Annotated in this window: 19 protein-coding genes; 10 read left to right on the forward strand and 9 right to left on the reverse strand. The window is 46.7% G+C overall.

Going from position 1 to position 22,505, the window contains the following annotated elements:
- The first annotated feature begins 2 nt into the window (after nt 1-2).
- Nucleotides 3-1,073 (forward strand): YaaC family protein, encoded by a 1,071-nt coding sequence (locus I8U27_RS06815; RefSeq protein ID WP_181751361.1) that lies wholly within the window; start codon nt 3-5, stop codon nt 1,071-1,073.
- On the opposite strand, the gene gyrA is transcribed toward I8U27_RS06815, so the two are convergent.
- The 7 genes from gyrA to dnaA form a co-directional block, all read right to left on the reverse strand.
- Nucleotides 1,067-3,478: a DNA gyrase subunit A gene (gyrA, locus tag I8U27_RS06820; RefSeq protein WP_220185911.1), complete on the reverse strand. Its 2,412-nt coding sequence runs from the start codon at nt 3,476-3,478 to the stop codon at nt 1,067-1,069. The two genes, I8U27_RS06815 and gyrA, sit on opposite strands and share 7 nt — an antisense overlap.
- A gap of 84 nt (nt 3,479-3,562) precedes the next feature.
- The gene (gene gyrB / locus I8U27_RS06825; RefSeq protein ID WP_181751359.1) at nt 3,563-5,473 is read right to left on the reverse strand and encodes a DNA topoisomerase (ATP-hydrolyzing) subunit B; all 1,911 of its coding nucleotides are present in this window, start codon (nt 5,471-5,473) and stop codon (nt 3,563-3,565) included.
- Between the two features lie 42 nt (nt 5,474-5,515).
- Nucleotides 5,516-5,770, reverse strand: a complete 255-nt coding sequence (remB, locus tag I8U27_RS06830) for an extracellular matrix regulator RemB (RefSeq protein WP_181751358.1) — start codon at nt 5,768-5,770, stop codon at nt 5,516-5,518.
- A gap of 9 nt (nt 5,771-5,779) precedes the next feature.
- A complete protein-coding gene (gene recF, locus I8U27_RS06835) occupies nt 5,780-6,898 on the reverse strand; it encodes a DNA replication/repair protein RecF (RefSeq protein ID WP_181751357.1) in 1,119 nt (372 codons plus the stop codon).
- A gap of 15 nt (nt 6,899-6,913) precedes the next feature.
- Nucleotides 6,914-7,129: a S4 domain-containing protein YaaA gene (gene yaaA, locus I8U27_RS06840; protein ID WP_181751356.1), complete on the reverse strand. Its 216-nt coding sequence runs from the start codon at nt 7,127-7,129 to the stop codon at nt 6,914-6,916.
- Nucleotides 7,130-7,151: 22 nt separating this feature from the next.
- A complete protein-coding gene (gene dnaN, locus I8U27_RS06845; protein ID WP_181751355.1) occupies nt 7,152-8,285 on the reverse strand; it encodes a DNA polymerase III subunit beta in 1,134 nt (377 codons plus the stop codon).
- A 234-nt stretch (nt 8,286-8,519) separates the two neighbouring features.
- Nucleotides 8,520-9,824 carry a chromosomal replication initiator protein DnaA gene (gene dnaA / locus I8U27_RS06850; protein ID WP_374057915.1) on the reverse strand — a complete coding sequence of 435 codons (1,305 nt, stop codon included), beginning with the start codon at nt 9,822-9,824 and terminating at the stop codon, nt 8,520-8,522.
- Nucleotides 9,825-10,476: 652 nt separating this feature from the next.
- On the opposite strand from dnaA, the gene rpmH reads away from it, so the two are divergent.
- The 8 genes from rpmH to rsmG all read left to right on the forward strand — a co-directional run bounded on the left by rpmH (nt 10,477) and on the right by rsmG (nt 17,085).
- Entirely contained in the window at nt 10,477-10,611 is a 135-nt protein-coding gene (rpmH, locus tag I8U27_RS06855) for a 50S ribosomal protein L34 (RefSeq protein WP_181751353.1), read from the forward strand.
- A 205-nt stretch (nt 10,612-10,816) separates the two neighbouring features.
- Entirely contained in the window at nt 10,817-11,173 is a 357-nt protein-coding gene (gene rnpA, locus I8U27_RS06860; protein ID WP_181751352.1) for a ribonuclease P protein component, read from the forward strand.
- Nucleotides 11,174-11,196: 23 nt separating this feature from the next.
- Nucleotides 11,197-11,439, forward strand: coding sequence for a membrane protein insertion efficiency factor YidD (yidD, locus tag I8U27_RS06865; protein ID WP_181751351.1), 243 nt, complete (start codon nt 11,197-11,199; stop codon nt 11,437-11,439).
- 30 nt (nt 11,440-11,469) lie between these two features.
- Nucleotides 11,470-12,231, forward strand: a complete 762-nt coding sequence (locus I8U27_RS06870; protein ID WP_232345290.1) for a YidC/Oxa1 family membrane protein insertase — start codon at nt 11,470-11,472, stop codon at nt 12,229-12,231.
- A 5-nt stretch (nt 12,232-12,236) separates the two neighbouring features.
- Nucleotides 12,237-12,857: an RNA-binding cell elongation regulator Jag/EloR gene (jag, locus tag I8U27_RS06875; protein ID WP_309506113.1), complete on the forward strand. Its 621-nt coding sequence runs from the start codon at nt 12,237-12,239 to the stop codon at nt 12,855-12,857.
- Between the two features lie 105 nt (nt 12,858-12,962).
- Entirely contained in the window at nt 12,963-14,339 is a 1,377-nt protein-coding gene (gene mnmE, locus I8U27_RS06880; RefSeq protein ID WP_181751348.1) for a tRNA uridine-5-carboxymethylaminomethyl(34) synthesis GTPase MnmE, read from the forward strand.
- 78 nt (nt 14,340-14,417) lie between these two features.
- Complete coding sequence (gene mnmG / locus I8U27_RS06885) at nt 14,418-16,304, forward strand: tRNA uridine-5-carboxymethylaminomethyl(34) synthesis enzyme MnmG (protein ID WP_181751347.1); 1,887 nt, start codon at nt 14,418-14,420, stop codon at nt 16,302-16,304.
- A 61-nt stretch (nt 16,305-16,365) separates the two neighbouring features.
- The gene (rsmG, locus tag I8U27_RS06890; protein WP_374057914.1) at nt 16,366-17,085 is read left to right on the forward strand and encodes a 16S rRNA (guanine(527)-N(7))-methyltransferase RsmG; all 720 of its coding nucleotides are present in this window, start codon (nt 16,366-16,368) and stop codon (nt 17,083-17,085) included.
- 261 nt (nt 17,086-17,346) lie between these two features.
- On the opposite strand, the gene I8U27_RS06895 is transcribed toward rsmG, so the two are convergent.
- Nucleotides 17,347-18,720, reverse strand: coding sequence for a hypothetical protein (locus I8U27_RS06895; protein ID WP_181751345.1), 1,374 nt, complete (start codon nt 18,718-18,720; stop codon nt 17,347-17,349).
- 182 nt (nt 18,721-18,902) lie between these two features.
- On the reverse strand, nt 18,903-20,096 hold the full coding sequence (locus I8U27_RS06900; protein ID WP_181751344.1) for a ParM/StbA family protein: 1,194 nt from the start codon (nt 20,094-20,096) through the stop codon (nt 18,903-18,905).
- An 801-nt stretch (nt 20,097-20,897) separates the two neighbouring features.
- On the opposite strand from I8U27_RS06900, the gene noc reads away from it, so the two are divergent.
- Complete coding sequence (gene noc, locus I8U27_RS06905; RefSeq protein WP_181751343.1) at nt 20,898-21,710, forward strand: nucleoid occlusion protein; 813 nt, start codon at nt 20,898-20,900, stop codon at nt 21,708-21,710.
- Nucleotides 21,711-22,505: the final 795 nt, after the last annotated feature.

A 22,505-nucleotide genomic window follows, 5' to 3' on the forward strand; every position in this document is an offset into this window, starting at 1 on the left:
GTTTGGCTTCACATTCAGTTCGTTTTGTTCAATGTGAATCACCGGAGCAATATATTTGGGAAGAATATCTGTTTTATGAGAACGAACGTTGGGCACGAAAGTTTTTAAAACAGAAGTATGACCGATTGGGAGTGGAACATCCGGACCGGGCTGCTTTTAAAAATGTACAGGCATTTATTACTTATCTAAAACAAGCAAAAGCGATTTTTTTGTCTCTCAGGCAAAACAGCTTATGGGTACAGCCTCTCCTTTTATATTACGGAATGATGAGTTTGCTTAAAGCCCTTGTCCTCACATTAGACACAAATTATCCACACAGTTCTTCCGTCTTGCGTCATGGTTTGTCTACACGCAAACGAAAAAAGGAACAGTTTTGTTTTCTTAAAGATGAAATTCGTGTGCAGAAGGAGGGCCTTTTCCCCTTAGCTGCCAAGCTGTTGCAAAATCCGGTTCCAGCCGGGGAGTCCTATACAGCTCAAGATCTGCTTGGCTGTATTCCGGAACTGCAGAGCAGCTGCCGGCGAATTTTTCATGCGCCCACATTGATCCCGGTTGAGTTTCCCACAGGGGAGGAGGAACGGGAAAAACCAGGAGGAATGCCCTTTTCCCTGGATGAAAGCATCCTTGACTTGTTACATCTTACTCCGGCTTCCTTTCTGGAGAGATTAAACCGGCCGTTGCCGCATCCGCTGTTTATGCTGGACATGCCTGAAATGTGGCAGGGGAGGTTGCGCCTGATCTGGAAGCATCCCCGGGTTCCCCATGTTTGGAAATGGGAGAAAGGGTTCGACCATCCCTGGTTTTATGATAATAACAAAGGCGGTTATTATCTGTGGATAGATAATAACCGCCCTGCTGAACCGTTAAGCGAAATCCTGCTTCATTATATGCTTCTCTTTTCATTGAGCATGTTATGCCGCTATGAGCCGCCTTTATGGGGGGAGCTTATTCACAGCCCTGTGTCAGAAGATGCAGTACTGGTTCAACAGCTGCTGAAGCTTGTACCGCGGAAGTTTCCCCATCTGGTTCTCAATCAGTTACGGGAAGAGAAGCTGATTATTCATGTTCACTGATCTGAAGAGGTTTCTTCCGGTTTCTCCTCTTCGTCAGGGATTTGTACACGTGCGACCGTAGCTACTTCATCACCGTCTACCTGAATTAATTTCACACCTTGCGCATAGCGTCCCAGAACGGAAATATCCGCAACATTTAAGCGGATAACCATTCCCGACTGGGTGACAATCATCAAATCTTCTGTTTCAGATACAACTTTATGGCCGACAACAGGACCTTTTTTCTTGGTGATGCTGAGAGTTTTAATTCCTTTTCCGCCTCGGGATTGAACACGGTATTCTTCAATGGGGGTCCGTTTGCCGTAACCGTTTCTGGTGACGATCAGTACATGTTTATCCGGGATGACAATATCCATGTCGATCACTTGATCGTCCTCGGCCAGAGTGATGCCTTTAACTCCTGTCGCCGAACGGCCCATTTCCCGTACTTCCGATTCGTGGAAGCGGATGGACATTCCCTTACGGGTTCCCATAATCACTTCCTGGTCCCCATCAGTTAAATGAACGCCAACCAGTTCATCTTCATCGCGCAGATTGATGGCAAATAACCCGTTGCGGCGGATATTTTCAAATTCGGACAGGGAAGTCTTTTTCACCACTCCATGAGCGGTAGCGAAGAAAAGATAGGTATCGGCAGTAAATTCCTTAACCGGAATAACCGCATGAATGTACTCATCCTGATCAATTTGAATGAGATTGATGATCGCCGTTCCGCGGGCCGCCCGTCCCAATTCCGGCACCTCATACGCTTTCAGCCTGTATACCCGGCCTTTGTTGGAGAAAAATAATAAGTGATTGTGGGAATGGGTGACAAACATCATCTGCACAAAGTCGTCTTCCCGGGTTCCCATGCCGGTTATTCCTTTGCCTCCACGCTTTTGCGCCCGGTAGGTGGAAAGGGGCATCCGTTTGATGTAACCGCGATGGGTGAGGAGAATGGACACTTCATCCTCGGGGATGAGATCTTCTTCCAGGATGTTGTCTTCATCCACCTTAATTAAGGTTCGCCGGTCATCGCCGAATTTATTTTTAATCTCCGTGATTTCATCGCGAACCACACCGCGGATTTTTCCTTCATCGGCCAGAATTGCCTTCAGTTCGGCAATCGTTTTTAGCAGTTCCTGATACTCGGATTCAATCTTCTCCCGTTCCAAACCGGTTAAACGTTGGAGCCGCATATCCAGGATGGCTTGTGCTTGCTTCTCACTGAGCCCGAATTTCTCCATCAATCCGGTGCGTGCCTCGGCGGTGGTTCGGGAACTCCGGATTAAAGCGATCACTTCATCAATATGATCAAGCGCAATCCGCAATCCTTCCAGAATATGAGCCCGTTCTTCCGCTTTGTTGAGATCAAACCGGGTCCGTCTGCGAATCACCTCAACCTGGTGCTCCAGATAATGATAGAGAGCCTGTTTCAGATTGAGCACCCGGGGCTGTCCGTCAACCAGAGCCAGCATATTGACGCCAAAGCTGGTTTGCAAAGCCGTATGTTTATAAAGGTTGTTCAAGACCACTTTCGGATTCACATCGCGGCGCAGTTCAATCACGACACGCATTCCGTTTCGATCTGATTCGTCTCGTAAATCGGTAATCCCTTCAAGCCTCTTATCCCGAACCAAATCGGCGATCTTTTCAACCAGTTTGGCTTTGTTGACCTGGAACGGAAGTTCTTCAACCACAATCCGCATTTTGCCGTTTCTCGCCTCTTCAATGCGGGTTTTGGCGCGAATCCGGATGCTGCCCCGCCCGGTCCGGTACGCTTTCCGGATCCCGTCGTGACCCAGTATAATCCCGCCGGTTGGAAAGTCGGGGCCTTTAATCACTTTCATTAATTCTTCCACCTGGATATCAGGGTTATCAATCAGCATAAGAATCCCGTCAATGATTTCCCTGAGGTTATGAGGTGGGATATTGGTCGCCATCCCCACAGCAATTCCCGCTGCTCCATTGACGAGCAGGTTGGGAAAGCGTGAAGGAAGCACCAGCGGCTCTTCCAGCGATCCGTCATAGTTCGGGCCAAAATCAATCACATCTTTTTGGATATCACGCAATAATTCCAGCGTGATTGAGGCCATTCTCGCCTCGGTATAACGCATGGCTGCCGCTGAATCACCATCTACCGAACCGAAGTTGCCGTGCCCGTCAACCAGCATGTAGCGATAAGAAAAATCTTGCGCCATCCGCACCATTGCATCATAGACAGCAGTATCCCCGTGCGGGTGGTACTTTGCAATCACATCTCCGACTACGCGAGCCGATTTTTTATATGCTTTATCCGGGGTCATCCCCAATTCATACATCGCATACAGAATCCGCCGGTGAACCGGTTTCAGTCCGTCCCGCACATCGGGCAGCGCACGGCTGACGATGACGCTCATCGCATAGTCCAAAAAGGAGGTTTTCATCTCTTCACTGATATTAATTTCTTGAATCCGTTCTATTTCTGCCACAACTTATTCACTCCCCGCTCTACCGACAACACTGTCCGGTTATACGTCCAAGTTAGCCTGATTCGCGAATTCTTGAATAAAGTCACGTCGTGGTTCTACCCTGTCTCCCATTAACATCTCAAACACCTGGTCTGCGTCCATCGCATCCTGAAGAGAAACTTGAAGCAGCGTACGGCTTTCCGGGTCCATTGTCGTTTCCCACAGCTGAGCCGCATTCATTTCACCCAAACCTTTGTAACGCTGCACTTCAACTTTTCCTTTCCCTTCCATCTCTTTGACAATTTCTTCTTTCATGCGGTCATTGTAGGCATAGCGGACTGTTTTTCCCTGCACAATCTTATACAGGGGCGGCTGGGCGATGTAGACATAACCCTCTTCAATGAGTGGACGCATATACCGGTAAAAGAAGGTGAGCAAAAGTGTGCGAATATGCGCCCCGTCTACATCGGCATCTGTCATGATGATGATTTTGTGATAGCGGGCCTTGTCGATATTAAAATCATCGGCAATCCCGGTTCCCAGCGCAGTGATGATGGTACGGATCTCATCATTGGACAGCGCCTTATCCAGTCTGGCTTTCTCCACATTGATAATTTTACCCTTTAAGGGAAGAATCGCTTGAAACATACGGTCCCGCCCTTGTTTGGCCGTACCGCCGGCGGAATCCCCCTCAACAATATACAACTCGCTGTCAGCCGCGATCTTGGAAGTACAATCAGCCAATTTCCCAGGCAGGGAGCTGACCTCCAGCGCATTTTTCCTCCGTGTTAATTCACGCGCTTTGCGGGCTGCTTCTCTTGCCCTGGCGGCCATGACGGCTTTTCCGATCACTTTTTTCGCCACAGCCGGGTTTTCCTCCAAAAAGATTTGCAAGTGCTCGGAAAATAGTTGCTCTGTCGCCGTCCTGGCTTCACTGTTCCCAAGCTTGGTCTTGGTTTGCCCTTCAAACTGAGGGTCGGGAATTTTGACACTGATAATGGCCGTCAAACCTTCGCGGACATCATCTCCAGTCAGATTGCTGTCATTGTCTTTAAGCAGATTGTTACGGCGTGCATAATCGTTGATCACACGTGTTAATGCTGATTTAAAGCCTGATTCGTGTGTTCCTCCTTCATGGGTGTGGATATTGTTGGCATAAGAGTAGATGTTGGAGGAAAATGAATCATTGTATTGCATGGCCACTTCTACATAAATGGACTCTTTTTCCCCTTCAATAAAGATCGGGGGAGAATGGAGAACTTCCCGGTTGCGATTCAAATGTTCGACAAATGAACGGATTCCCCCGTCGAACAAAAACGTGTTGGACTTTCCTTCCCCGCGATGATCCTCTAAAACGATCTTGACACCCCGGTTCAGGAAAGCCAGTTCCCGTAAACGGTTTTGCAGGATATCGTAATCGTAGACAGTGGTTTCTGTAAAAATTTCCGGATCTGGTTTAAAGGTGGTTTTTGTCCCGGTTTCCTCTGTATAACCGATCACTTGCAGGTCAGCTTCCGGGACCCCTCTTACATATCGCTGGCGATGGATTTTTCCTTCCCGTTTAACTTCTACTTCCACCCATTCTGAAAGGGCATTTACAACAGATACCCCGACTCCGTGCAAACCGCCGGAAAATTTGTATCCGTCTCCGCCAAATTTCCCGCCGGCGTGGAGCACTGTCATGACAACTTCAACAGCCGGACGGCCCATCTTGGGATGAATTCCGACCGGAATGCCGCTTCCGTTGTCAATTACAGTTACACTATTGTCAGCATTGATAATGACTTGAATGGTATCACAACGCCCGGCTAATGCTTCGTCAATACTGTTGTCGACTACTTCCCACACCAAGTGGTGAAGGCCGCGACCCGAAGTGGAGCCAATATACATTCCCGGTCTTTTGCGAACGGCCTCCAAACCTTCCAGTACCTGAATTTGCGATTCATCATAGTTTGTTTTTTGTACGGCCACTTTGTCACCTGCTCTCTTTCCTTATCACATATGTTTCCCTCATCATTTCAATGGCTTTTGGCTCATCTGAGCCCTCTTTTTTAACGTGATGGAGGAAATCGGTGAAGCATAGACCCTGTCACTGGTGATCACATAGGATTTGGTTTCCTCCGGAGAAATTTGTTCAATTCCTCCTTCTCTCCTGGCTGCTTCAATCAACGGGACCTTCAAAGATTGTCTCTTAGAGAAACCTGCATCCAGGATAGCAATCACTTCACGAATCCGAATCATCCGACTTCCGCCCAGGTGAATAAACACCTTTTCATCTCACCTCTGTTCCGTGATAGTCCCTTCCCTTACCTGATAAATGCGGGCCCGCTTCAGCGTTTCTGCATCAATTCCTTCTAAGCTTGTCGTTGTGACAAATGTTTGTACCCGGCCGCGGATTGCTTCCAGCAAATGAGTTTTCCTGGAATCATCCAGTTCGGAAAGTACATCATCCAACAATAAAATAGGATAATAGCCAATTTCTCGATAGATTAATTCAATCTCAGCCAGTTTCAGAGACAGTGCAGCCGTTCTCTGTTGTCCCTGTGATCCGAATGTATGCAGATCTAAGCCGGCCACCATCAGACGAAGATCATCCCGGTGGGGACCGATCAATGTACTTCCTCGCAATATCTCTTTTTTACGCACTTTCAAAAGTTCCTGCTGCATCAAGGATGCAAGTTCATCAGGTTCCATCCCGGGGGAAATGGGGGCGGAAGGCATATATTCCACCATCAGCTCTTCCTTTTCTTGCGTAATGGCACGGTGAATGTCTTTGGCCCACCCGCCCAGAGATTCCAGAAAGAGAAACCTTTTTTTCCAGATTTGTACCGATAATTGAATCAGCTGGTCATCGAGGACATCCAGCAGCTCTGATTGAGTCATATTCCGTGAGGACAGTTGTTTAAGTAAACTGTTGCGTTGACTGATCAATTTGTTCAACTGTGTTAAATGGTGAACATAGGTTGGGCTTACCTGTCCGATTTCCATATCCAGGAATCGGCGGCGAATCTGGGGACTGCCTTTCACGATCGCCAAATCTTCAGGGGCAAATAAGACAGTGGGAAGCGAGCCGATATACTGACTTAGGCGCTGCTGCTCAATCCCGTTTCGGCTCACTTTCTTCCCTTTCTCTGATAACTGCACTTCAAGGCGCAAGATCTGCTGATCTTTTCGTACTTTCGCTTTCAGAAAAGCCTGCTGCCCGCCAAACTGAATCATTTCTTTGTGGGAGCGTGTGCGGTGTGATTTTCCGAGAGCCAGTACATAAAAGGATTCCAGGATATTGGTTTTTCCCTGGGCATTGGGTCCGACAAAAAAATGGAGTTCTTCCGGGCAGGCAAGGGTTAATTCAGCAATATTCCGGTATTGTTTTAACTCTAAGGACTGTACACGCAAATGTTGGCCCTCCCTTTAACCCTGGACCACTTGAACCACTGCGTGCCCAGCGATATCCACAATATCCTGCGGATAGATCTTACGGCCCCGTCTCCATTCCACTTCATCGTTTACTTTCACTTCAATTTCCTGCAAAAAGTGTTTGGCCTGTCCCCCGCTGTCAATCAGATCAATCCTTTTCAGCAGCTGACCAAGGGTAATGAAGGGGCCATTTATCTTAAACTGTTGCACCTGCTTTTCCTCCTGTCCCGGGCTAGCGCGTGCGAATGGGGACGATGAGATGGAGGGAATCCTCCCGGTCCAATGGCTGAATAACAAAAGGAGTCATCGTCCCCGTAAATTGAATCCGAATTTCTTCACTTTCAATCGATCTCAGCGCTTCCATCATATAACGGGCGTTAAAGGAGATACTCATCTCCGGGCCGTTTACTTTAGCGATAACTTCCTCTGTCACGCTGCCGATATCCTGGGAGGCTGAATTAACTTCCACTTTTTCGTCTCTTATGGTCCATTTTATCACATTGTCCCGTCCATCCCGACTGATCAGAGAGGCGCGGTCAACAGATTGTAATAATTCACGGGTTGAGGTGACCATTTCTGTTTGTCCCTCTTTGGGGATGACCCGGTTGATATCGGGGTAAGTCCCTTCCAAAAGACGGGAATAAAACTCTAAACCATCGTTTTTTACCAGTATTTGGTTTTCGGCGACGATAATATCCACATATCCGGTTTCATCAGCCAGGGTTTTAGCCAGTTCTGATAAACTTTTGCCCGGAATGATCACATTGTTCAGTGTAAGCTCTGCGGAGCCTTCCACGGCCGCCTGCTGTCGCGACAACCGGTGGCTGTCTGTAGCAACGCAAGTAAGTGTTCCCGCTTCCAGTTGCAGATGGACACCGGTCAATACACCTCTGGCCTCAGTGGTTGCAACGGCAAAACCGGTCTGGCGGATCAGAGATTTAAGGGTGTCAGCGGAGATACTGAACATTTGCTCTGTGGATAACCGCGGCAGACGCGGGTATTCATCGGGGTCAAGTCCATTCAGCTGGAATTCTGCCTGTTCGGATCGAATCGTGGTTTGGTACCGTTCATTGACGACCCATTCCACTTCGTCGCCGGGCAGCTTCCGTACAATATCGCCAAAGATTTTACCCGGCAAAACTACATTACCCATTCTTTCCACAAATACCTGGTCTATATCATCTTTGCGTTTAGGAACACGAACTTGAATCGTAATATCTGAGTTGCTCGCTGTCAAGATTAACCCCTGTTCATCGGCCATTGCCTTAATCCCTGTTAAGATCGGGATTGTTGTTTTCTGCGAAACTGCTTTTGAGACGTGGGAAACAGCATCCACCAGTGCTGATTTAATTACACGTAGTTTCATAAACATCCTCCTTGTGTGCAAGAAAAGGATTTATCCACAAAGTTGGGGATAAGGGAGTGGAATATTTTGCGTCACATTTTCATATACTTATTTATTAAATAAAAAACAGTAATAGTAATAAGGGCTGTGGATATTGTGTATAACTGGGTTGAATCAAGCAGGACAGCCTATACACGCTGTGGAGAAGTTGTGCATAGGCTGGTGAAGTTGTCCACATTTATTCACAATCGCCTGTCAGGAGCTGCGGGATATCCGTTTTTTCAGTTCTTCGATAGCCTGTTGCAATTGAGGGTCCTGTTTAATGATCCGGCTGATCTTCTCATGTGCGTGAATGACTGTGGTGTGATCGCGTCCGCCAAAGTCTTCTCCGATTTTGGGCAGTGAATAATCTGTGAGTTCCCGGCATAAATACATGGCAATCTGCCTTGGAAAAGCGACGGTTTTGGTACGCTTTTTACTTTTTAAATCATCGATACGCAAACGATAATAAGTGCTTACTTCCTGTTGGATATCCTGGATGCTGACCACTTTTGGGCGTGACTCGGGCATAATATCTTTCAATGCTTCAGCGGCCAGGTCAGGAGTAACCGGCTGATTCATCAAAGCAGAGTAGGCGACAACACGAATCAATGCTCCCTCCAGCTCGCGGATATTGGTGTCGATGCGGTCCGCGATAAATGCCAGGACTTCACCAGGGACATCTAAATTGTCGGCAATCGCTTTTTTGCGCAGAATCGCAATCCGCGTTTCTAAATCAGGCGGCTGTACATCTGTGATTAATCCCCATTCAAAGCGGGAGCGAAGCCGGTCTTCCAGTGTAGGAATCTCTTTGGGCGGCCGGTCACTGGAGATGATGATCTGTTTATTATCTTCGTGAAGTGCGTTAAAGGTGTGGAAAAACTCTTCCTGTGTCTGTTCTTTGCCGGCAAGAAACTGAATATCGTCAATTAACAGGATATCCACAGATCTGTACTTGTTCCGAAAATGAATCGTCTTGTTGTCACGGATGGAGTTGATAAATTCGTTCGTAAACTTCTCTGAGGACAAGTAGACGACACGGCTGGATGGCGTATGCCCGAGTACGTAATGCCCAATCGCATGCATCAAGTGAGTTTTCCCCAGCCCTACTCCCCCGTAGATAAATAATGGATTATATGCCTTAGCGGGAGCTTCCGCTACTGCCAGTGAAGCTGCATGGGCAAAGCGGTTGCCTGAACCGATCACGAATGTGTCAAATGTATAACGGGGATTGAGCTGTGTTTTTTGGGGGTCCATCTCTTCAGACTCTTCTTCAGCGGCTGTTGGAGGTCCGTTTGGCTTTTCCTGTTTCTCCGCTGTATGGCTGATGATTTTGATGTCGATAATAGATCCGGTCACTTCTTTTAATGTATCCCTGATTAAATCTGCATAGCGCGATTCCAGCCACTCACGGGAAAAATCATTGGGTGCGGAGACGATCATTGTATCATCTTGAATATCAATGGCTTCTGTCGCTTTAAACCAGGTTTCAAAGCTGGGTTTGCTTATTTTTTCTTGCATTGCTTCCAGTGTTCGGGACCATAATTCTTGGATGTTCAACAAGGAATGACCTCCTTCCGGGTAGAGTGTTCTGCCAATTGGGTTATCCACAGGAATACCACAAGGATCGCGCGATGTTTCGATATTTTTCAACATTATCCACAACCTGTGGATGAATGTTTTACACAACCTGTGAATAGATACTCACATACTTATCCACAACCTGTGGATAATCCTGTCGGGGAATCCTACTTATCCACTGAGGAAACAAACTTAGAATATCAAAAGATACCAGTATTTACAATGAAAAAAGTAAAGTTATCCACAATCCACAGGGGTGGGGAATTCAGTTGTACACAGGGGTGGATATTGTGGATAATTTGAGGATATCTGTGGAATAACCAGTGGAAAAGAAAAACTTATCAACATGTGGATAAGTTTTGGCTGTGGATATCTTGGTTTCTTGACATATCCTTACTCACCCCGCTATAATGATAGAGATTGTCGTTATGTTCGACTTTAAAAATATATATTGAAGGGAGGAAGCCTGGTTCAGTGGTCGGATCTTCATATCCGGTTCACCCCACTGTCCCGTTAGCGGGGATGGGCCCGCTGGCCGGAAACTCATGCCCTGACCGGCGTGAGGGCGGGTTGATAACCAGGTAGATTTACAATGAAGCGCACTTATCAGCCAAGCAATCGCAGACGCAAAAATGTACACGGCTTCCGCGCTCGGATGAGCACTAAAAACGGCCGTAAAGTACTTGCCGCACGCAGAAGAAAAGGAAGAAAAGTACTATCCGCATAAAACGAGGCCACCTTTTCAGTGTGGCCTTTTTTCCTATATTTCAGCCTCTTGAAGCAATGAAGTTCCGGAATTTTTAACAGACCGGGACCGGTCCGGGGGCCAATGTCAAACCCCCTTTCTGTTTGTAAGATCAGAGGTTTATCCTTCCTCTTTTTTCGCCATAATGTTGGTTAACCGGCTATTTTGTACGGAAGGAGTTCTCCTTTTGCAACAAGAATATCGTCTGAAAAGACGAAATGATTTTAGAAGAGTTTTTCGGGCAGGAGAATCGTTTGCGAACCGGCAATTTGTGGTTTATGTTTATCTGCGCAGAGAGCCGGGCCCGACGCGAATAGGGATTTCTGTAAGCAAAAAGGTGGGAAATGCCGTGGTCCGCAACCGGATTAAGCGATTGGTAAAAGAAGTGGCCAGGGAATGGGTCCCGCAGCTCAGGAAGCAGGTGGACATTGTGGTCATTGCCCGAAAACCGGTTGCAGTCATGGATTATGTCCAGGTAAAGTCCAGTCTGCGGCATGTGTTTACGAGAGCCGGGGTGTTTGAGTCCGGGCCCCCCTCTCGTTAAAACCAACTGTGGGGTTGAAAACAGTGAAAAGTATTGCTCTGGGCCTTATCCATTTTTATCGGCGGTTTCTTTCGCCGTTAAAGCCGCCAACTTGTCGTTTTGTACCCACTTGTTCGGAATACGGATTAATCGCCATTCAAAGGCATGGTGTTTGGCTGGGAGGATGGTATACTTTAAAGAGGATTTGCAAGTGCCATCCCTTTCATCCGGGCGGATTTGATTACGTTCCAGAGAAGAAAAACAAACATCATTGTAAACATAGATAAGTGATGTTTGGCTATGAGGAGGAGTTTCCCTTGCAAAAACGGCAGCGCTACGTCGCTATCATCCTTTTAGTTGTTTTTGCCGTCATTGCTGTTTCCGGGTGCGCGCCAGACCCGTCTGCATACAAACCGATTGACCGTGAGCATGCGGGCATTTGGGACAAGTACCTGGTGCTACCTTTATCCGATTTATTGGACTGGTTTAAGAGCTTTCTCGGAAATTACGGCTGGTCGATCCTGATCGTAACCTTTCTTGTACGTCTGGTTATTTTCCCTCTCACTTGGAAGCAGCAAAAGAGTACAAAAGCAATGCAGGAGTTGCAGCCCCAATTGATGAAAATCAGGGAGAAATATAAAAATAACCAGCAAAAGATGCAGGAAGAGACGATGAAACTCTTCCAGGCGAACAATGTGAATCCGATGGCCGGATGTTTGCCGCTCCTGGTACAATTTCCGATTTTGATTGCTTTTTATCAAGCGATTATGAAAAACCCGCATATCGCGGGATCCAGCTTCCTGTACATGAAGCTGGGTGAACCTGACCCGTACTTTATTTTGCCCTTGCTCGCGGCGCTTACTACTTATTTGCAATTTATCGCAACGGGTGCTGGAGACAATCCCCAGATGAAAATTATGATCTGGATTATGCCGGTGATGATTTTCTTCCTGGCCTATCAGTTCCCGGCGGCTCTTTCCCTCTACTGGGTATATGGGAATATCTTTACGATCCTCCAATATGTGTTGATTCTTAAACCCAGGAAGGGAAATGTGACACAGGAGGGTACCGCCCGTTGAAAAAAGTGGTTGTGCAAGCCAAAACTGTAGAAGATGCGGTCCGATTAGCCTGTCACAGGCTCAACGCATCCCGCGACAACGTTGATGTACATGTTTTGGAACAGCCAAAGAAAGGGTTTTTCGGTCTTTTTGGAATGCGGGAGGCGAGAGTGGAAGTTGAGCGCATCTTTGACCCGGTTGAGGAAGCAGTTCGTTTTCTCGGCGAAGTGATTACAAAGATGGGCCTGTCGGCGGAGATCGAAGTGGAGTCTGCTTCTAGCTCCTCAAAACCTGTTGTTCTTCATCTCAAAGGAGACAAACTAGGCATCCTCATCGGAAGAAGAGGACAAACTCTTGAATCTTTGCAGTATCTGGTCAACATTGCAGCCAATCGCGGGGTAAAAAAACAGGTACGCTTTATGCTTGATGCGGATGGATACCGCAAGCGCAGGGAAGAAGCGCTAGTGAACCTGGCTGAGCGTTTGGCCAAACAAGTGCTTCGGACCAAAAAAGAGATTGTTTTGGACCCGATGCCACCTGGCGAGCGAAGGATTATCCATGGTGCCATACAAAAGGAAAAACGCCTGACAACTCACAGTGTTGGAGATGAGCCAAACCGTCGTGTGGTCATCAGTTGGAAAGATTAATTATTTTCTCCCCTCAGGGGGAGTTTTTTCGTATTGGCAGTTTTTTTGATTGGGTGATGTTGGTATGCTAAGATTAATTATTAGGATGTTTCTTGGGGTGAAATGATGGAAACAGATACAATCGCTGCGATTGCGACAGCGATGGGTGAAGCCGGAATCTCTGTGATCCGTGTGAGCGGCCCTGAAGCTGTTCCAATCGTCAATCGGATATATAAAGGCAAAAAATCACTGACAGAAGTACCCACACATACCATTCATTACGGTTACATTGTTAATCCACAGACGGAAGAACGAATTGATGAAGTGTTGGTCACAGTGATGAGGGCCCCTCGTACATTTACGCGGGAAGATGTTGTAGAAATCAACTGTCATGGTGGTATGGTACCGGTACAATCCACGCTGGAGGCTGTGCTGTCTGCAGGTGCACGCCTCGCCGAACCGGGGGAATTTACCAAGCGGGCTTTTTTGAACGGACGCATTGATCTCTCACAGGCGGAGGCAGTGATTGATCTCATTCGGGCAAAAACAGACCGTGCCGCGAAAGTAGCGATGAATCAACATCAAGGCCGGCTATCCCGGCTCATCCGTCAATTACGCAATGAAATTGTTGAAACTCTGGCACATCTGGCTGTCAATGTAGATTACCCCGAATATGATGCCGAAGAATTGACAGGCCGGTTTTTGCGGGAGCGGTGTGAGGGCATAGAAAAAGAGATCAATCGTTTATTGCAGACGGCCCGGCAGGGTAAAATTTACCGTGAGGGCATCGCGACCGCGATCATTGGGCGTCCCAATGTGGGAAAATCATCATTGATGAACACCTTGTCCCAGGAAAATAAAGCGATTGTCACCGAAATCCCCGGCACCACCCGTGATGTGATTGAAGAATATGTCAACGTGCGGGGAATCCCTTTACGTCTTCTGGATACAGCCGGGATTCGTGAAACGGAGGATATTGTTGAGCGCATCGGAGTGGAGAGATCACGACGGGCATTGGAAGAAGCTGATCTGGTCCTGCTGGTACTTAACTATGCAGAACCCCTGAGCGAAGAAGACCGCAGGCTGATTTCCTTGGCAGAATGCCACACGGCTGTGATCATTGTGAATAAGGTCGATTTACCGGGACAACTGGATTTGGAAGAAGTCCGCTCTTTGATTGGGGACAAGCCGCTGATCACAACCTCCCTGAAAGAGGAGAGAGGAATCGAACAATTGGAAGAGGCGATTGCCAATCTGTTCTTATTGGGTAAAGTGGAAACTGCCGAGGGGACTTATGTGAGTAATGCAAGGCATATCGACCTCCTTTCCAAAGCGAAAAACAGTATTCGTGAGGTTATTCAGGGGATTGATACCGGGATGCCGCTCGATATGGTGGAAATCGATTTGAAAAATGCATGGCAGTTCCTGGGTGAAGTGATTGGGGAAGCAGTTGCGGAAGATCTGATTGACCAGATTTTTTCACAGTTTTGTCTGGGCAAGTAAACGATCAGCCCAAGCGGGATGCTGCACAAAACTTGCTTTCATCTTCCCGCTCACACATTATAAAAAGGGGTGAAACAGATGCCTTATACAGGTGGGGAATATGATGTGATTGTCATCGGAGCAGGGCATGCCGGTTGCGAATCGGCACTGGCTGCTGCTCGCATGGGATGCTCAACCCTTCTTTTAACCCTGAGCCTGGATACGATTGCTTATATGCCTTGTAATCCTTCAATCGGCGGACCGGCCAAAGGGCACGTAGTCCGGGAAATTGATGCGCTGGGCGGGGAAATGGGCAAAAATATTGATAAAACTCATATTCAGATGCGGATGCTCAACACGGGTAAGGGGCCGGCTGTTTATGCACTGCGGGCTCAAGCGGATAAAGTGCTGTACCAGCAAGAGATGAAAAAGGTTCTTGAATCAGAGCCAAATCTTGTTTTACAACAGGGTATGGTGGAAAAGCTCATTGTGGAGAATGGAATCTGCAAGGGAGTCATTACAAAGACAGGAGCCCAATATATTTCAAAAACAGTTGTTCTCACCACGGGCACCTATCTGCGGGGAAAAATTATTATTGGTGATCTCTCATACGAAAGCGGGCCCAATAACCAACAGCCGTCGGTCGAGCTGGCCCATCACTTGATAGAACTTGGTTTTGAGACAGTTCGTTTTAAAACGGGCACTCCACCACGGGTCAATAAAAAGTCGATCGACACCTCCAGGATGGAAATTCAGCCGGGAGACGAGGAACCAAGAGCCTTTTCGTATGAAACGACTCAATTTATTACTGACCAGTTGCCTTGCTGGTTGACCTACACCAATGAAAAGACCCATCAATACATCAGGGATAACTTGCACCGTGCGCCCATGTATTCCGGGATCATCGAAGGAAGAGGACCGCGTTACTGCCCCTCGATTGAAGATAAGATTGTCCGTTTTGCCGATAAAAGCCGCCACCAAATCTTCATTGAACCGGAAGGCAGACATACGAAGGAGATGTATGTCCAGGGGTTATCCACCAGTCTCCCCGAGGATGTGCAGTTACAAATTCTCCGCACCATCACCGGACTTGAGAAGGCGGAGATGATGCGAACCGGCTATGCGATTGAATATGATGCCATTGTTCCGACACAGCTCTGGCCCAGCCTGGAAACCAAACTTGTGGAAAACCTGTTTACAGCCGGGCAAATCAACGGAACCTCCGGATATGAGGAAGCGGGAGCACAAGGAATTATGGCGGGAATTAATGCTGCCCGCAAGGTGCAGGGCAAAGAACCGGTGATCTTGGACCGTTCGCAGGCATATATTGGTGTTTTGATTGATGACCTGGTTACCAAAGGAACCAATGAACCTTACCGCCTCCTCACTTCGCGGGCAGAGTATCGTCTTCTCCTGCGGCACGACAACGCTGATTTGCGGTTGACAGATATTGGTTATGAGATCGGTCTCATTTCCGAAGAGCGCTATCGCCGTTTTACAGCAAAGCGGGAAGCGATTGAAAAAGAAATCACCCGTCTGCGTGAAACCAAAGTGAGACCCACAGCCCAGATTCAAGAGATTTTAAAAGAAATGGGGACGACGGAAATCAACAATGCTGTGGAGCTTGCCAACCTGATCAAACGCCCGGAATTAGGGTACAAAGAAATTTCGCGGATGTCACCTCCACCGGAGCCGCTGGCCCCGGATGTGGCTGAACAAGTAGAAATTCAACTGAAGTATGAAGGTTATATCAGAAAGTCGCTGCAACAAGTGGAAAAAATGCGCAAAATGGAGGAAAAGCGGATCCCTGAATGGGTTGATTACAGCAAAGTGGCGGGAATCTCCTTAGAGGCCCGCGAAAAACTGTCCCAGGTACGCCCGATTTCCCTTGGCCAGGCTTCCCGCATATCCGGTGTAAGCCCCGCTGATATTTCCATTTTGATGATTCATATTGAACAGGGCGGAAAGGCAACCTTAAAAGCATAGCAGATTGAGGTCTGATCTTTTGGGTCAGACCTTTTTTAAAGGAGGTTGAGGGTTTTTGACGGTGAATCAAGGTGAGTGGCTGAAACAACAGGTGCTTCGCTGGGGAATCAAGCTGACCGAAAAGCAGCTTGAGCAGTTTGGTGAGTATTACCGGCTGTTGGTTGAGACAAACAAGGTAATGAATTTAACAGCGATTACAGAACCGCATGAAGTATATGTAAAACATTTTTTTGATTCCCTGACCGTTGCTAAGATTCTCCCGATAAAACAAATCCATTCCCTGATTGATGTGGGAACAGGTGCCGGATTTCCCGGTCTTCCCCTGAAGATCGCCTTTCCTCATCTCCGGGTGGTCTTGCTCGATTCTTTGAAGAAGAGAATCGGTTTCCTGGAAGATGTAGTCTCTGCATTGGGATTGGAGAAAATAGAGTGTGTGCATGGCCGGGCGGAGGAATTTGCCCGCCAAACAGGATATCGCCAATCTTTTGACTTGGCTACTGCACGGGCGGTCGCCAAACTTAATGTATTAGCGGAGTATTGCCTCCCGTTTGTACGTGTGGGTGGATTTTTTGTGGCTATGAAAGGTCCATCTGTGGCAGAAGAGGTGCGGGAATCCAGGCAAGCATTACATATCCTGGGGAAAGCTTCCCATGAAATAATTTCATTTGAGCTTCCGGAAGAGATGGGAACCCGTCATCTGTTACTCATGAAAAAGAGAGATCATAGCCCGAAAGCTTATCCCCGCCGGTCAGGTATTCCCGCTAAGCAGCCGATTGTGTAAACATCCCCCATCAGACATGCTGATGGGGGATGTTTAAAAAGAAGAGAAACATACAATTGGCGGATGATTCAACCGTCCCTGATCAGGTTTTTTGATTCTTGCCTCTCCGTTTTGTTTACATATTCACTGGGGTATGGTTCGCCTTCGGGTTGATGGTTTTTAAATTGGCTTAATCGCCCGTTTCGATGTTCTCCGCCTCGAACTTTTACTATGGGCGGAAAAAGAAACAAAAGGAGCCGAGAGTCCGTTTCGGCTCCTTTTCTATCCCAGGTTGTTAATTAAATTATGCAAGCCTCGTAAGGCAATTTTTCTTTTTTCGATTTTATCCATTTCCTGACGCTTGCGGCTGTTTTGGGAGAAAGGAGTCAGGAAGTCTTCCAGTGAGCTGTATCCGCCGTACGCATCTTCAAATTCAATGTCATCCCTTTTCAAGTGGTCGTTGTTGAGTTCAGTCTCAGATTGGGGAGGTGTGTCTTTCTGAAAAGGCTGTCGTTTAAATGGCTGGATTTTTGGTGTACTGTGCTCAAATAAAGGCCCGTCAAATGATGAATTCTTGTTTTCCTGTCCATCCGGCGTCTGGGGCTCCTCCCAGGTTACAGGTTGTGACTTTTGCAATGGTTTTTTTGCTTTTTTGTCGGAAATGTGCTCGCTCTTGCGGGCAAAACGATTTTTTTTATGGGAACGGGCGCGTCTGCGGGCAGAGAACGGTTCCAATGGGTATACCCCTGGTTGTGTGTCTTCCGTGTGCTTCTCTTTTTCCTGATAAGGATGGTTTTGTGTTTGATTCGTTTCTTCTTTCTCTTGATAAATAATTTTAGGTGGTTTGTCTGCACCATTTGCCGGATACATATTATGCGAATGCTGTCCGTTGAACCGTTGATTGCCGATGAGTCGTTTTCTCAGCTTTAATTCACGCTCGCGATAGACAGGTTGTTCAAAGAAAGACAGAGTGTTTGAATGCCTGTTTCCGGGGAAGTTTTCTCCGGAATCAATGACATAAGTGGCGTTTGGATGCTCCCAGCTTTGATCATCACTGTGTGTTTCATCTTCAATTTGGATTCGTTCCAGGTTATAAACAGGGTAATCTGTTTCTTGATCCGTATCTTCATAGAAGGGTGATATTTTTTGCTCTCTGCGAATTAACTTTTCACGCAAAGAATTTTCCCTTTCCCGCAAGAAACTGTGCGGGGATTGGATTTCAGCGTCTATTTCGTTGGCTTCCAACACTTCCGCTTCTAAATCTGTTTCTTCAATCTCATGATCTTCAATCATGGTTAATTCAGAAGAGGTTTGTTCTTCTCCGGTTATGGAATAATAAGCATCTGTTTGCTTTGTTTCTTTCATTTCATGTACTTGGAATGTGTAAGTGGCTGTCTCACTGGTTCCTGTATGTAATGTTTGTTTATGAAGCCAAATTTGTGAGGATTCATCACCGATTAAAACTGGTTGCGACATATGTGAGGAGGGATGACCATTGTGGGATGGTTGCTGTGGAGATTGGCATACCATCGTGGTCACCATCTCTGGTTTCAGATCAATCAATAAAGCTGTCTTCCCTTGTTCTTTTAGAGCCGCCACAGCAGCTTTGGCAGATTCACCGGTTCCAAGAATAATCACATCATATTTTGATTCCATCTGTAACATGTTCCCTCCTTTATTCTAATTTCATTCATTTAACTATTTTATATCCGTATATTCTTCTTATCTATTATCCCTCTTTTTGGGGGGAATTGCTAGTTCCATTTTTCATAAATCAACTGCAACAGCCTCGATAAATAGTACTCCCCCAAGGACAATCCCTGGGGGATGTTCAATCATTATTTTTTGCTTACTTTTCCTGCTTTTTTAGAAGCGACTGGTTCATTGGCGGTGTCCGGAACTGTAAATTCTTGTTGAATCGTTGAAGCCGCCTCAAGTAAATCTTTATTGGGTACAGATTTGGATTTCGATTGGGAAAATTTGCAAAGTCCAAAACCGTTCGCAAATTGTGCCTCGATGCCATAGTCTTCAGCAAAGATCAATTTATCACCAAAGCGTTCTCTGTAGTATGGTTTAAACGGAATGGAAGCGCCGCCTGTCAGGATGATATAAGTGATGTCGTCACCGTAGTCGAGGCGGTTCCATACCTCGTTTACAAGTGCTTCACCCACTTCTTTGATGCATTCCTGAACAATGCTGCTTACATCGTGTACTTTGCCTTTGAAACTGATCTCACCGGAACCGACAATACGAGGCAAACTCCAAATGGGGTACTCTTTGCCATTATTGTCGGGATCAACACTTGCAGTAAACTCGTACAGGTGTTTGGACAAGCGCTGGTATACGTTTAGCATCGCATGTCGGGAAGTAAAGCTTTGACGTTTGATGATCGTTTCACCGTGAAGAGTTTCGATGTCGGAGGTGCCAAACCCAAGGTCGTTAATACTTACTTTTTGGATAAATAAGTCTTCATTCAAGAGTTTTCCGGAACGATCCAGTGCAATATGGAAAAGAGTAGCCATTGGCTGGCTGATGACATACAAATTCTCCTGTTTAATTTCAAATTCGATTTTGCGCCAGGGGAGGTTGCCCTGTTTGACTTCAAAGCTGTGTTTACCAACTAACCGGCGTTTCAGCTCATCTTTATAGTCGATATAGCTATCAGTCGGCAGAGCTACGGATACAACCGGTTCATTGTTTCCCTGGAGCATCAGACCTGTGCTGACGCGGAACATGATCAGATATTCTTGTTCTCGGAACCAGGTGGGGCTGAAAAGGCGCCGTTTGTGTGAATCGAATAATTCATCATCCCCGGATTGTTCAATGGCCAATTTTCCGCAAAACCATTCGCGGTCACCTTCATGCTCGCGATACATAATGTTGTGCGGGTCATTATTATAGGTGATTTCACCTACCCGGTTGGGAACAACCATGTTGCGGATAAACATCTTGTAGAATTTTCCGTTTGCACGGCTGACTACTTTTGTCCCGTAATATCCCTGGTCATTACCTATGTATACAGGTGTACTCATTTGTTTTTTCCTCCTAGCCGGAATTTGAGATGAGCCTCTTCTTTTAACGATTCTATCAACTATGAAGGATAAGGGTCAACCTATGATCATAGGTTTCTACATTTATTTCTTCTAGAATAATATAACATATACAAAAAAATCGATTATTTCGTTTCCTGACAAAAAAATTTAATGTTTTCTTGGGAGATCCGTCTATGTTTCACGTGAAACATGTTGGTGTGATGTGGAAGAAAAAGACCAGTGGCAGAAGGTGCTTCTGAGCGGACAGCGAAATTGTAAATATACAAGTTCACGAAATGAATCGTATAAAACGATCCTGGAACGGTTTTGCCAATTTTGGATTGAAGATTTGCTGAAAAGATCTGCCGTCTGTTTTTAGTGGGAGAAGAATAGAAGTTGCGGAGAGAAATGATTGGTGGCTTACCGAACTGATCAGGGGTAGACAGAATGTTAACACTCACTTTTCATAAAAAAAACTCATGACTTGCAGGCACAACTCTGGGATGAAAGTTTTCATCATGCCGGGGAAGCAGAAATCTGGGGAGCGATATTTGGCGACCAACCGAGCGGAAAAAACAGAACAAGGGAAAAATCGTGGCAAAACTTCATTGAATTCGCTCCCCTGCCTAATGCCTACGCCCCTTGTTTAGTTTTTTGGAGCGGCCATTTCTACTTCCTTTCAGGGCGCCAACCTGAGCGAGACAGAAAATCCTGCCCTCCCCCTGTGACACACAGCACTTTCACAGAAAAAAGCTTTTAAGGCCATATGACTAGAAGTTGATAGCAAGGTGGTGATTACCGATGAAAGAACCGTTTACCAAATTTTTCGGCCTGGCTGAAAAGGAACAAGATCAAGTGAAGCAAATTCCTGTGGAAGAAATATTGCCAAGCCCTTATCAGCCGCGTACCATTTTTAACGAAGAGCGAATCGATGAGCTGTGTCAAACCATCCGTTTACATGGAGTTATCCAACCAATCGTAGTGCGCCGAAAAGACCGAATCTACGAGTTGATCGCTGGAGAACGGCGATTACGGGCAGTGAAAAAGCTGCAAATTCCCACCATTCCTGCTGTCATACGGGAGATGACGGATAGCCAGGCCGCTTCCGCTGCCCTGATTGAGAACCTGCAACGAGAGGGATTGACTGCGATTGAAGAAGCGCACGCGTACCAAAAACTAATAGAGCTTCACGATTTAACACAGGAGAGTTTGGCGCAACGATTAGGCAAAGGACAATCCACAGTTGCAAACAAACTGCGCCTTCTGCAGCTGCCCTGGAGAGTCCAGGATGAATTGCTGAAGCGGATGATTACGGAAAGGCATGCTCGCGCCCTGCTGGCATTGAAGGAAGCCGAGTTGCAGTTGCAGGTGTTAAATGAGATTTTGCAGAGAGATTTAAATGTAAAACAGACCGAAGAGCGGGTACGTAAACTGCTGGAAAAAGAAGAGCCAAGGAAAAAAGCAAAACGTAAATCTTATTCACGGGATTTACGCATCGCAGTGAATACCATTCGTCAATCGATTAAGATGGTGAAACAAACTGGGATGGAAGTGGAGGCCAACGAACAGGAACATGAGGATTACTACCAGTTGGTGATCCGTATTCCAAAGTAACGGAAATTCCCATTCTATTTTTTTCTTTCGTTCTTTCTTCTCTATTATTAAAATAAAGGTTAGAAACACAAAGTGAAAGTGAGGCAACAGCCTCCTTTTCTTTATTGTTGCTAAAACCTGAAGAAAGGTTATTATGTGTTTTCTTCCGCTTGGCTCTAACTCTATCTACTACAACAGAGAGACTAGATAAGGGCATTTGCCGAAGAAATGTGTACACATCCTCACAGGGATGAAAATGGAAACTTATAAAGAGAGGTGAAATCATGGGTAAAGTCGTTGCCATCGCGAACCAAAAAGGTGGAGTAGGAGTGCGTCCGTAAGGGATTTGAGTATTGCCTGTTAAAGGTGCGGGATTGGAGAGAGATCCCGGTGATCAACTGACTAACCCGATGTGGAAACACTACAGGGGACCATAGCATGTCAGTAAAGCATATCGCTTGAGAAATCAGCTATCAGGCGGATGTGCGAGATCAACGGAGTGATATGGTCAAAGCTAGACTGCTTGAACCCCAGTTTCTTTGCCTTAACCGCCAGGGTGTGCGAAAGCTGGTTGTCACGCACACGGGAAAGCTTACGCGGAGTTTTCCTGCACTTACCGCGTACTCTCCGGTTTTCCCCGGCGTATCAAAAGATACGTGAAAGAAGCGAACGGGAACCTAAGTCACTCCTCTGTACTCAAAGATCCTAAACGGAGATAGCCTAAGGCGGAATGCTTCACAAGAAGCTATGAACAAACGGTCCTTCACTGAGTTCTGAATATCTGCTATGGCTACGGAGCCCTCATAGTAGTCCGGG

Origin of the sequence: Paenactinomyces guangxiensis, assembly GCF_016055185.1 — a bacterium.
Classification (GTDB): Bacteria; Bacillota; Bacilli; order Thermoactinomycetales; family Thermoactinomycetaceae; genus Paenactinomyces; species Paenactinomyces guangxiensis.